11 protein-coding genes are annotated in these 12,023 nt (G+C 42.4%); 6 read left to right on the top strand and 5 right to left on the bottom strand.

The genetic code is table 11. From position 1 onward, the window contains the following. A partial coding sequence (locus tag VK664_RS18980) for a phytanoyl-CoA dioxygenase family protein (protein ID WP_461400274.1) occupies positions 1-737 on the bottom strand: 737 nt, incomplete at its 3' end. A gap of 251 nt (positions 738-988) precedes the next feature. On the opposite strand from VK664_RS18980, the gene VK664_RS18975 reads away from it, so the two are divergent. Further along, complete coding sequence (locus VK664_RS18975; protein ID WP_461400273.1) at positions 989-1,918, top strand: AraC family transcriptional regulator; 930 nt, start codon at positions 989-991, stop codon at positions 1,916-1,918. Positions 1,919-1,983: 65 nt separating this feature from the next. On the opposite strand, the gene VK664_RS18970 is transcribed toward VK664_RS18975, so the two are convergent. Beyond that, entirely contained in the window at positions 1,984-2,364 is a 381-nt protein-coding gene (locus VK664_RS18970) for a winged helix-turn-helix transcriptional regulator (protein ID WP_461400272.1), read from the bottom strand. Positions 2,365-2,573: 209 nt separating this feature from the next. Here VK664_RS18970 and VK664_RS18965 point away from each other — a divergent pair, with 209 nt between their 5' ends. Further along, positions 2,574-3,446 carry a pirin family protein gene (locus VK664_RS18965; protein WP_461400271.1) on the top strand — a complete coding sequence of 291 codons (873 nt, stop codon included), beginning with the start codon at positions 2,574-2,576 and terminating at the stop codon, positions 3,444-3,446. A gap of 27 nt (positions 3,447-3,473) precedes the next feature. Here the strand turns inward: VK664_RS18965 and VK664_RS18960 are convergent, their stop codons facing one another. The 3 genes from VK664_RS18960 to VK664_RS18950 all read right to left on the bottom strand — a co-directional run bounded on the left by VK664_RS18960 (position 3,474) and on the right by VK664_RS18950 (position 7,020). Then, positions 3,474-4,907, bottom strand: coding sequence for a Gfo/Idh/MocA family protein (locus VK664_RS18960; protein WP_461400270.1), 1,434 nt, complete (start codon positions 4,905-4,907; stop codon positions 3,474-3,476). 126 nt (positions 4,908-5,033) lie between these two features. After that, the gene (locus VK664_RS18955; protein WP_461400269.1) at positions 5,034-5,639 is read right to left on the bottom strand and encodes a hypothetical protein; all 606 of its coding nucleotides are present in this window, start codon (positions 5,637-5,639) and stop codon (positions 5,034-5,036) included. Between the two features lie 79 nt (positions 5,640-5,718). Next, the gene (locus VK664_RS18950) at positions 5,719-7,020 is read right to left on the bottom strand and encodes a hypothetical protein (protein ID WP_461400268.1); all 1,302 of its coding nucleotides are present in this window, start codon (positions 7,018-7,020) and stop codon (positions 5,719-5,721) included. Between the two features lie 136 nt (positions 7,021-7,156). On the opposite strand from VK664_RS18950, the gene VK664_RS18945 reads away from it, so the two are divergent. From VK664_RS18945 to VK664_RS18930, 4 genes are all read left to right on the top strand, one after another. After that, positions 7,157-8,587 (top strand): alpha/beta fold hydrolase, encoded by a 1,431-nt coding sequence (locus VK664_RS18945; protein WP_461400267.1) that lies wholly within the window; start codon positions 7,157-7,159, stop codon positions 8,585-8,587. 87 nt (positions 8,588-8,674) lie between these two features. After that, complete coding sequence (locus tag VK664_RS18940) at positions 8,675-9,445, top strand: alpha/beta hydrolase (RefSeq protein ID WP_461400266.1); 771 nt, start codon at positions 8,675-8,677, stop codon at positions 9,443-9,445. Between the two features lie 155 nt (positions 9,446-9,600). Next, positions 9,601-10,983, top strand: a complete 1,383-nt coding sequence (locus VK664_RS18935) for a cytochrome ubiquinol oxidase subunit I (RefSeq protein ID WP_461400265.1) — start codon at positions 9,601-9,603, stop codon at positions 10,981-10,983. Between the two features lie 7 nt (positions 10,984-10,990). Next, on the top strand, positions 10,991-12,001 hold the full coding sequence (locus VK664_RS18930) for a cytochrome d ubiquinol oxidase subunit II (RefSeq protein ID WP_461400264.1): 1,011 nt from the start codon (positions 10,991-10,993) through the stop codon (positions 11,999-12,001). The last annotated feature ends 22 nt before the right edge of the window (positions 12,002-12,023 follow it).

The raw sequence follows: 12,023 nt of genomic DNA, 5'->3' as shown, positions 1-12,023 counted from the left end.
CCGGCATCATTTTTTCCATGGTCGAAGCCAAGGTCCCTCTCCGCTTTAATCATAGCAGCCGGCCTGAAATTTATTATGTATGCACGCCGTTGTTGTTCAGTTGAATTACCCCTGCTGTAGTGCAGCGTTCTTCCCTGGTGGAATGTACATGAACCGGGATTCAATTCCACGTTAACTCCCTCCTCTTCGAACGCCTGGCAAGTTAACGCTCCTCCTTTCTGTGCCGCATATGTATGTGGGCGTACCTCTTTCAGGTTTGAGCCCGGCACAAACCACATACTTCCATTGTTTAAGGTAGCATGATCCAATGCCAACCAGCAGCTTGAAGCACGTTTATCAGGCACATCTACCCAATATGCTTCATCCTGATGCCATGGAGTAATGGTATTTGTATAGGGAGCCTTATTTATTAACATATCAAAATCCATTTCTGAGTCTTCGCCTATTAGCTCTTTACTTATCGCCAGCGCTCTTTCATAATATGCCATCTGTAATAATTCCGGCATAAACTCGCTTGGCCACATGATTTGAGTAATGTTTTCCTTTGCTTCGGTTTGATTAATACCTGCACCTAAATCTGATCTATTTTTCCCAACCTCGATTTTTCCGGAAAGAAAATCGTCATAAATCAGTTTGTAAGATTGAACCTCGTCATTTGTAATGATATTTTCAATTACCAGATAGCCATTTTTTTCATAGAAATTAATTTGCGCCTCTGTCAGATGCCGTATTTTCATTTCAATTTATATTTAGGATCTATATATAGGTTTTACAACAACCTTATCATAGGAATTACTCTCCAAATGTGCTCAGGTTGTCTATTTCGTAGAAAGAAGATCGGTGAAAAATTTTATCCGCTTCAACAAATATGATTTCACCTAAATTTACTCTGGAACTATTATTAATGTATTCGTTTTCGTAGGAACATACTATTTCAAACATGAACGGATTTCTAAAACAATTAACCCTATAAGAAAGAATATCACAAATGAATGAGCATATCAATGAGTCATTGACCGGCAGAACTATTCTTCATTTCGATGAACTTGGTTTTAAAGATGTTTACCTGTTAGGAAAATATTCATACACTCATGTGCAAAACAAACTGGACTCACATTGTCACCATCAAATGATTGAGATTTGTTATTGCGATAAAGGGCAACAGGTTTACGAGGTGGAAGGCAAAGAATATCAAATTAAGGGTGGAGAAGTTTTTGTGACATTCCCTAACGAACTTCATAGTACCGATAATCATCCGGAAGAGAAAGGGGTTCTATATTGGTTACAGGTGAAAATTCCAACCACAGACTCCTTTCTCGGTTACTGTGGAGACGATGCACGTTTTTTTATCAACCAGCTATTAAGTCTTCCTGCCCGTCATTTTAAAGGTTCTATCACGATGAAGAGGACACTTGATGAAATACTGGACCGGGCTAAACAACCAACACCCGCTTTTAATAAATTAATTATTCCGAACTTAATAACCCAATTCTTACTGAATGTCATCAAGTCCAGCCAATCCGAATCAAGTACTTTGGATAGTAGTGATAGAATAATAATAATTAAAAACTATATAAGCGAACACCTCTACTCAAATCTATCGATCCTGGAGATAGCAAAGAAGTTTAACATCTCCACCTCGCATTTCAAAAGTTGGTTCAAAAAACAGACTGGCATTCCACCAGCAGATTATTTCCTGAGACTCAAAATTGAAGAGGCAAAAAAACAAATATTACAAGATCATGAGTTAACTATTACAACAATCGCCTATAGGTTGAATTTCTCAACTTCCCAATACTTTGCGACTGTATTTAAAAGATATGCAGGGATGAGCCCTCTTGAATTCAAAAAAAGATATGAGATCCCGAACCGATCTGTTTCATCTCCTTTTACCCATTCTACGCTCGCCAAAAAGTAACTGCCCGTAACAGCAATTACCTTCTACGAGACACTACCAAACTACAGCAGTCCATTTTTTCAATACTACTCTTCGCGTAGCTCAGCGCAATCTTTTTTTACTTTCATCCGGTGCCTCACACCCCATTTTCGAAGTGATTCTATCACTTCATTCAATGTTTTACTATACGGCGTTAGCGCATAGGTCACTTTTACCGGATAGCTATCTTCTACTTTTCGTAGAACCAGCCCATTCAATTCAAGATCGCGTAGTTCCCTCGAAAGCATCCGGTCTGTAATACCCTCTACCTCTTTTGCAATTTCCGTGAAGCGTTTCTCACCAAAGGTCAGCGCAATGATGATGGGAAGTTTCCATTTCCCACTTAGCATATCAAGGGCATCACGTACTGGCTTCAGGATCTTTTTGCAGTCGGATTTATCTTGTTGTACGTGACGCTTTTGACTCATGGTATGACTAATTGTATGATTACGATATTTGTAAAGTTGTTAAGCTTCTGCCAATGTCCGGGAGCAATGTCACTCAGCTTCGGTCAATGCAGTCTTCCTTTGCTGCAAAGCACTATACAAAAGGAGAGCACTATACAAAAGGATAGTACTTACAAATGTATAGTAATATTAGGTAAATTTGTGCCTGTAAGAATTTAAAACAAAATACAATGTCAGTCAATAGAAAATTAACCAGGAAACAAACACCTCCGGGACAACCAGGTTTTCTCGGCCACGGACACATAGCGCGTGCGGTAATAGACACGGATTTTAAGGACAGCGATCCTTTTATCCTGCTGATGGATGATATACTCGATAAAAAAGATGGTGAACCGGTAGGCGGACCACACCCTCATGCAGGATTTGAGACAGTCACTTTATTACTTGAAGGTGAAATTGGCGATGAAGCGCATATGATGAAACCCGGGGATCTCCAGCTTATGACAGCTGGTTCAGGTATCATACATACAGAAACCATCGACACCAAACTTAAAATGCGCTTATTGCAGCTTTGGCTTAACCTTCCTAAAAAAGACAGATGGGCAACACCAAGGGTGCAGGATATAGCTGCAGAACATGTACCAACAACTTCGGGTGCAGGTTGGGATCTGAAAGTGTATAGTGGTTCATTGGCAGGTATCAGTTCTCCGCTATTGAATCATGCATCTGTGATAATTGCTGACCTGAACATGCAACCAGGAGCCACTACAAATCTCAACATTCCTGCTTCCTACAGTACATTTTTGTATGTATTAAAAGGTGAAGTAAAAATCGGTGATGATGAAAGCCCACTAAACCAGGACCAGGTTGGATGGCTCGACAGGTTCGCAGAAAATGTGGACAGCAATCTGAAACTGAAAGCTGGTGCAACCGGTACGAGGTTTGTAATTTATTCCGGACAGCCACAGGGTGATCCGATAGTGTCACACGGACCATTTATCGCTGATAGCACAGAAGATATTCAACGGCTGTTCAGGGAATACCGTGAGGGCAAAATGAAACATATTTCGACCGTACCGTCAGCTCAAAGACATATGTGGTAATATTGAAATTACCACCCCGTATTTAAATTACCATCCCTTTCTGTATATGCGCTTTAAATATTTTTCTGCTTCCGGTTGATTAGGAAACTTCATTTTCTTAGCGTCCCAGTCGAGTTTTGTTCCGGCAACGCGAATCGCGATTGTACCAAGCAATATAGCCTCAGTCATCGGGCCGGATTGGGCAAAATGCGATTCGGTTTTTTCTGCACCAAGACAGGCATCCGCAAAATGATGATAGTGATTTCTTTTTTGCAGTGTAGGAGCGGGGAAACTGGTGAAATCGTTTTGTGGCAAAAGGACCGGCATTTCTGTGTGAGGAATAAGCAGAGCCCCTTTAGTGCCGATCAACATGGCTGATTCTGCCGGGTATTTTTCAATGGAATACAATGCACGGATATTTTCGGGAGGGTAAAATTCACCATCGAACCACTCCACTGTGAGTGAGCCGGACTCAGTCATAGCGTTACCAGGAAAAATCCAGGTGATATGATCGCCCTGCGGCCAGGTATCTGCCCGCCGGATGGGTGAGTCTTTCCAGGATTGCTGCACCTCGGCAACAATCGATGTCGGCGCGGTTAAGCCCAGGCCTTTCCACACTGCGTCAAAAATATGACATCCTATATCGCCTGACCATCCCGTTCCGAAGTCGAGCCAGCTTCGCCATATCGCCGGATGGTAAATCTCAGGCACATATGGACGCATAGGTGCGGTACCTATCCACAGATCCCAGTTAATATTCGCGGGTGGTTGCTGACCCACTTCGGGCCGCGGACCTACTTTCCTGTAAGTAGCCACAGCCCCCGGACGATTTGAACAGAGATAAACATGTTTGATCTTTCCGATAGCTCCTTCTTTAATCAATTGCACCGCTGTCCGGTCGCCGATACCAGAAGCATGATGTGTACCCAGCTGGGTGATGACATTTTTCCTGATAGAAGCTTCCGTAAGCGCACGTACTTCGGCAACGTCATGACACATCGGCTTTTGCAGGTAAACATGTTTTCCTGATTCGATGGCTTTCATAGCAATCACAAAATGGTTATGATCAGGAACAGTCACATTAACGGAGTCTATATTGTTTTTTTCTTTATCCAGTAGTTCCCTCCAGTCAGTATAAGTTCGGGCACCTGGCACTAATGCCGCAGCTTTCTGCAGATTATTATCATCGACATCGCATAATGCAATGATCTCTGTCTGCTGATGTTGAATAAAGTTTTGAAGATCGTGTCCACCCATGCCACCAACTCCTATACAGGCATGTCTTAGTTTTTTGACAGGCGTCGCAGTTTTCAGTAATCCGGTAGCTTCCCGCAAAGGCGGCACAGGTCGTGAGGGTTGTGATACTTCACTTGATTCGGTGGCTTTGGCAACGGATCCTATAATAGCGGGACCTGCTATAGCGGCACAGGCCGCACTCTTTAAAAATCTGCGTCGGGTAACTGAGCGATTATTTTTTTTCATACTGACAAATGGTGGAGGAAATTACGAAATTCAGCTATCAATTCCACCTTCACTTAATGATAACAGTGGCGTTATATGGTTTAGCAAAATTTCATAATATGAAGCTTAACTGTGTCAGGTAATGGACTAATTAAGCAAAGACGCGGATGTCGATGTCTTTATTTTTTCTTCAGGTTTTGAACCGAAGTATGGGAACAAATTAAGAATCCTATGTTCGAGTATCACTCCAAAACTCTTGTTATAATCTGAACTTGCATAGATCCATTCAGTTTTTCCTGAATGATAGATCCGCATCAATGCAGTATTTGGAGGCATCTTGCCCAGGTTTTCAGCATACATAATGATCTGGTTTCGTTGTCCCTTAACCATACCGATCCAGAAATGCTTCAGGTTAGCATTGATGCCAACATTTCCATGCGCCACTTTCCCATTCACAATTAAAGAGATGGTGTCTCCATCAATAGTACCATTATCAATGAGTGTAACGAGCACTGTATCAGTAATAGTCTCCACTACAAGCTGGGTATCAACTTCCCGGTTGCGATAGGTATTTAGAATAGAAGGAGCTGCAACTTTTTTGACAGCAGAATCCGCGGGTTTTAAAGTGGTTGGTGATGATATGCCAGGGATTACCTGTGCTGGCAGGTTAACGGGCAGATTTGCTATTGCAATCAAACAAAACAGGAGCGACAATATATTGTTCTTTTTCTTCAAACCGATGAAATCTTCCACAAGATAATCAAATTCGAAGCCACAATAATCTTTGCGTAATCAATTAGCTGGCGTCATTAAACAGATCACCTGGTGAAGTTTAGAGATTATATATCTTTCCTTCACTGATAAACCTGGTATCTTTTACAGCACCCAGACCATCGAAACGATATTGCACCCCAACAATCCCGGTAGGTTGATTTGGACATTTTAAGGAATAAGCTTCAACATCATTCACGTAAAAAGTCATCTTAGCATTTACTGTTACTACCTTCAGCTTTGTCCATTGATCGAGATCGCAACCGAACTTTGACAAGTCAGCCTCTTTGCTGTTTGCACCTGTTCCCGCTGCATATAAGTTTAAGTCACCTACACAGGCCGGTGCAGATAATGGAATGATAATAATATCATTTTTACATTGGATAAGCACCTGCACTTTCTGACAAACTCCTGTGCCTTCATTAAATGCATTCTTTAGTGTTGTTTCGAAAACAAAATTGTCATTCATCAGGTCACCCATATCTCCCTGGTTAAAAAAACGAATCCGGGGTGGCTTTGGATGAAGTGAAAGGCCGAATGTTTTCAGCGCATTGCTATCAATCTCTATCCTGTCATCTTTCAGATATTGTTCTTTCTTAAAATACAATGGTGAAGGCTCCTGTTCGGCGAGGCAAAGCCATCCACCGGAAGTAATTTGCAGATCATGTGATTTCACGATGGCCCCGTCTGCTATCAACCTTGTTCTAAAATAGCCGGGATAATAATAAATAGCGGAATGATTGGTTCCGGTTCGGGATACCAGTGTTTTTCGGTTAATATCCCAGGACTGGACAATATAAACCGAATCTGTTGTGGCTGCCGAAGCATCATAAGTAAAAACTACGGAGTTTGGCACCCCTTCACCAACGATCTTATCGGCTTTAAATTCAAATTGTGTAGCATCCGGGGCAAAAGGAATTAATGGCTTCTTTTTGGTAGTTAGAGAAACAAGGGCGATGATAACCAGGAATGCAACCAGCCCGGCAATGGTAAATCTTTTTACATTGTGATTTTTGCGCGGGCGAATCATTTCGTGGACCTCGCTACCGGTAACATTGTTGGGGTCTGAGTAATTTTCTATTTCTGATTTGATAATATCTCTTTGCCTGAATTCCCGCCAGTCCGCATAATTAAGAAAACGGGCAAGTGTATTCAACGTTGTAACACTGGGAAGATTATCATATTTCAATTTACCCCAAAGTCGCTTTAGGGTAGTCACACTAAGCAACACCCCGGTTTTTGCCTGGATAAGATCGCTTAGTTGACCAAAATCATAATTGCCCCATTGAGAGCTGTCGCCCCAATTCAATTCGTGTTCGATCAGTTGCAGGCAATCGTTAATGGGTTCGCGTGTATTTGACATATCATGATAATTATATTCCAGGAAATACTCCCGAACACACTTGCACGAACTTGGCGCCGATTTGAACAGCATACAGGCAAGCATAACACTAACTTTCGGCCATCATTAAACATATAGAAAGATAAAACTTATCGCCATGCTTAAAACATTTTTGTTCATTTTTTGCCTGGGTACAATTGAACTTTGTGCTCAAACAGTTAAGCCTGATCTGAAAACTGCAGGACTTTGGCAATCGTTTAACAGGGAATCTTCCATCGCAGCCGATGGAGCTGTTGAATTAAATGCCAAACCGGGTGACGGAATGTTGTTGCTAAAAGACAGTAAATTTTCCGATGGAGTTTTAGAACTGCAGATTAAGGGAGAAAATAAACAAGGTGCAAGTTTTGTTGGCCTCGCCTTCCATGTCCAGGATGATAAACATTATGAAGCGATTTATTTCCGTCCTTTCAATTTCAGGAACAAGGAGCGTGAAACTCATTCGGTTCAATATGTTTCTATGCCCGATCATCCCTGGGAAAAACTAAGGTCTGAGTCACCAGGCAAATATGAAAACAAGATTGATCCTTCGCCGGATCCGGATGGTTGGCTCAACGTAAAAATTGTAATATCAGGCAAATCGGTGAAAGTGTTTGTCAATAATTCGGCCCGCGCTTCGCTCGAGGTTGAGTCGATTGGCCAGCTTAAACCAGGTGGAGTTGCGCTTTGGGTGGGCAACAATTCAAAAGGTAGTTTCAGGAATTTAAGTGTTTCACCGGGCGCGGCTACTGCGAATAAATCCTCAAACTCCGCATCGCTGGCCGTCCAGGTGCCTTACGGGAACAATCCTTCTGCAGGGAAATATTTCAATGTCGGTGACGCAAAACTGTATTACGAAATCTACGGCAAAGGAGATCCTTTTGTTTTGCTGCACGGTGGCGTTTTTGGATACATCGATGAATTCAGCCAGTTCATTGCGGAGTTATCAACAAAATACCAGGTCATCTGTCTTGCTACCCGTGGCCATGGTAAGTCCGAGATTGGCAACAGCCCATTCACTTATCAGCAAAGAGCGGAAGATGCATATAAAGTAATAAGAAACATTACAAGCGATAGTGTTATCGTACTTGGATTCAGCGACGGAGGATACAGTGCCTTTAAACTTGCAGCCACATATCCTGAACTGATTAAGAAATTAATTGTTATCGGGGCCGGTGATATTGCAAAAGGCAGTCGAAGCAATAAGTTTGATTATAATGCGGAGAATTTGTTGAAACAGTATGGTGATTTGTTCAGAGGACGAATGGCAATTATGCCGGAACCTCAACGATGGCCTGAAACGCTGAACAAATTGAACGCCCTTTATAACAATGAATATATGAGCGAAGAGACCTTGAGTAAAATAAAATGTCCGGCGCTTGTAATGGCAGGTGACAGGGATGACTATGTACAGGTAACCCAGGTGCTCAAAGCAAAAGAGCTGATACCACATAGCCAGCTTTCGATTATCCCAGGCTGTTCTCATGTTGTCTTTTTTTGTAACTATATTGCCGTTAAGGAAAGCATAAAACCTTTTCTGCAGGTAAATTAGCGCAATACCTGTTATAAGCTTTATTATGATAAATTGTCCCGGATTTGCATGCAAAAGATGATATTAAGTAGTTTAACAATTTTGGCTTTGCTCCTTCTTTCAATTGGTCTGCTGTTGTACTTCATACAGGAACGATTGATCTTTTTCCCGCAAAAACTTCCAGAGAATCATCAGTTCAATTTTAATAATAATTTCGGGGAGATAACTGTCACAACACCTGATAATAAAAAGCTGAATGCTGTTCTGTTCAAAGCTGACAGCGCAGCAAAGGGAGTCATTTTTTACCTGCACGGAAATGCAGGCTCAGTAGAGTCATGGGGCGAGCTCGCCGGCTTTTATAACAAGCTGCATTATGACGTTATGATGCCTGACTACCGGGGATACGGAAAAAGCGAAGGTTCGATCAATAGTCAGAAACAATTTTTTGATGATGTAGCGGTGTTATATTCCCTGTTAAAGAAAAAGTATTCAGAAGATAAAATCGTGGTACTTGGTTATTCCATTGGAACCGGTGCTGCTTCACATATAGCCTCTACCAATCATCCGGTTCTCCTCATTTTGCAGGCACCTTATTACACGCTTACTGACCTGGTTAAAAACATTTACCCGGTAGTTCCTTCTTTTCTATTAAAGTATAAATTCGAAACAGCAGAGTATATTAAAAAATGTACGATGCCCATAGTGATATTCCATGGCGATCAGGACGAGGTAATTTATTATGGATCTTCCCTCAAACTGAAAGATCACCTGAAACCTTCTGATACGCTGATCACTTTAAAAAATCAGTCGCATAATGGGATCACCGAGAATCCTGAATACCAGGAAAACATGAAGCGGATTTTAGCCGCGCTTCCCTGAGCCGGCTTATATTTCCGCTGTGAATGATCGGACCGAATGATTTGGCCAGAATGATTTGGCCCGATATCGATATGTTATATCCAGCCAAATTCGTTAAGCGAAAATTCATTCCGGACTTTGCCGGCTTTGAAGGAACTTTGTGCCAAATTTCCGCTATGGATGATTTGATCGCAGCCAGGATGCAGATGGCTGTTTCGCTTGGCTTCCACATCGTGTTCGCGTGCATCGGTATGACGATGCCGATACTGATGGCTTTCAGTGAATGGAAATGGTTACGAACCGGCAGGCAGGAGTTTATGGATGTTGCAAAAGCCTGGTCAAAAGGCGTTGCGATATTTTTTGCAGTCGGTGCAGTTTCGGGTACGGTTCTTTCATTTGAACTTGGCTTATTGTTTCCAGGCTTTATGGAACATGCAGGACCTATAATCGGTATGCCCTTCTCATGGGAAGGCACCGCTTTTTTTGTTGAAGCGATTGCGCTTGGTGTTTTTTTATACGGATGGAATCGCCTGAACAAATGGGTGCACTGGATCTCTGGCGTAGTGGTTGGCATCTCCGGGGTGTTATCAGGCATCTTCGTGGTATCTGCCAATGCATGGATGAACAGCCCCACTGGGTTTACCTGGAAAGACGGTAAAGCATCAAATATCGACCCGGTGAAAGCGATGTTTAATGATGCATGGCTATCCCAGGCATTACATATGACACTGGCAGCATTTGTGGCGACCTCATTTGCAGTGGCAGGTGTGCATGCATTTTTGCTGATCAAAAACAGGAACAACCGATTTCATCGTACGGCGGTCAGATTGGCTTTGTCTTTTGGTGCCGTGGCTGCTTTATTGCAACCGATCAGCGGTGATTTTTCAGCCAAGGATATAGCAAAACGGCAACCCGCAAAACTTGCTGCACTTGAGGCATTATATAAAACAAGTAAACCTGCTTCGCTTGTGATTGGCGGCCTGCCAAACGATAAAGAAGAGAGAGTTGAATATGCGATACATATTCCTGGTTTCCTAAGTTTCCTGGCACATGGAGACTTTGAGGCCGAAGTAACGGGGCTGGATAAGTTTCCAAAAGACGAAAGGCCCCCGGTGATGATCACCCATATTGCATTCCAGGTGATGGTTGCCAGTGGTTTTTTACTTGCATTAGCGGGCCTGCTATTCCTCGTTTTCAGTGCCTGGTGGAAACCTCTGTTATACAGAAAAGGTTGGTTAATGTTTGTCGCTTTACTTACACCCCTTGGTTTTATTGCAGTGGAGGCAGGCTGGACCGTAACCGAAGTGGGTCGTCAGCCATGGATCATTTATGGTGTGATGAAAACAAAAGATGCCGTTTCTCCGATGCCGGGTTTACAATATTCATTTTATACCATATCCACAGTTTATCTTTTATTGACCGGTTTATTGATCTGGCTGATGCGGCGTCAGATTGCCACCGTACCGATGATTTATCCTTCTGCTGCGCCGGAATCAGATCTGAACTTAAAAACTGATTCATCTGTCAAAACAGGTACGGTGGTACCAGGAAACAAATAATAAAAAAATGCTTTCAATCATCATCATAATACTCGGCGTCTCTTTCATTCTATATACACTTTTAGGAGGTGCTGATTTTGGTGCCGGCATCGTTGAAACATTTGCCGGACCCAGGGGCACCAAAGCGATTTCCAAAGCTATAGCACCGGTTTGGGAAGCGAACCATGTGTGGCTGATCCTGGCCATTGTAATCCTGTTTTCGGCCTTCCCTCTTGTTTATTCTACTATCAGTACAGCACTGCATATCCCATTGATGATTGTTTTGCTGGGGATAGTTATCCGTGGTTCATCATTTACATTCCGGCACTATGATGTTACACACGACAACACGCATAAATATTATACACTTGCTTTTAAGATCTCAAGCTTTATAACTCCTTTCTTCCTTGGAATCACCTTAGGCGCGATGATATTTGGAGAGATAACCCTTGGTTCGCCTGTAAGTTTTTTTGAAGGATTCATCAAACCATGGCTGAACCTGTTTTGTATCACTATGGGATTGTTTTCAACCGCACTGTTTGGTTATATAGCTGCGGTTTTTATGATCGGCGAAACAAGCTATCCACTGGAACAAAAAAGATATAGAAGGTATTCAAAAATGTTCCTGCTTGCGATTATTGTTACCGGTTTGCTGGTATTTATTGCTGCAGAGGTCCAGGGGCATCACCTTGTATCAGCGTTCTTTAAATCCTGGCTTAGTATCACTGCTATGGGCCTCGTGGCATTGATCACCCTCCTGATTTTTTACTTCTTCAATCACCCGGTTATACGCTTGCTCCGCATAGCCGTGGCCATCCAGGTTTCGTTAATTATGTTGGGCTGGTTTGCGATACAGTTTCCCGTTTTGGTTTTTGAGAAAAATGGTAATCATCTCACGTTTTACAATACGCAGGCTCCTTATGCCACTTTATATCAGCTGGTGATTGCTTTGTTTATCGGCCTGATACTGATCATACCATCGTTTTATTTTCTTTTCAGGGTTTTTAAAAAGCCGAAAGAACAAAAAGAGGTGATTTAACCCAAGTTTCAGATTAGTGTTC

The sequence above is a fragment of the Flavitalea sp. genome (assembly GCF_035489435.1).
GTDB lineage: Bacteria > Bacteroidota > Bacteroidia > Chitinophagales > Chitinophagaceae > DATHKG01.
The sequence above is the reverse complement of the archived record's forward strand: the minus strand, read 5'-3'. Positions and strand labels throughout refer to the sequence as shown.

Bases quoted from the DNA above. Each gene is read 5' to 3' on its own strand.
- VK664_RS18930 (WP_461400264.1), top strand. From the start codon at position 10,991: ATGCTTTCAATCATCATCATAATACTCGGCGTCTCTTTCATTCTATAT.
- VK664_RS18960 (WP_461400270.1), bottom strand. From the start codon at position 4,907: ATGAAAAAAAATAATCGCTCAGTTACCCGACGCAGATTTTTAAAGAGT.
- VK664_RS18970 (WP_461400272.1), bottom strand. From the start codon at position 2,364: ATGAGTCAAAAGCGTCACGTACAACAAGATAAATCCGACTGCAAAAAG.
- VK664_RS18975 (WP_461400273.1), top strand. From the start codon at position 989: ATGAATGAGCATATCAATGAGTCATTGACCGGCAGAACTATTCTTCAT.
- VK664_RS18935 (WP_461400265.1), top strand. From the start codon at position 9,601: ATGGATGATTTGATCGCAGCCAGGATGCAGATGGCTGTTTCGCTTGGC.
- VK664_RS18945 (WP_461400267.1), top strand. From the start codon at position 7,157: ATGCTTAAAACATTTTTGTTCATTTTTTGCCTGGGTACAATTGAACTT.
- VK664_RS18965 (WP_461400271.1), top strand. From the start codon at position 2,574: ATGTCAGTCAATAGAAAATTAACCAGGAAACAAACACCTCCGGGACAA.
- VK664_RS18950 (WP_461400268.1), bottom strand. From the start codon at position 7,020: ATGTCAAATACACGCGAACCCATTAACGATTGCCTGCAACTGATCGAA.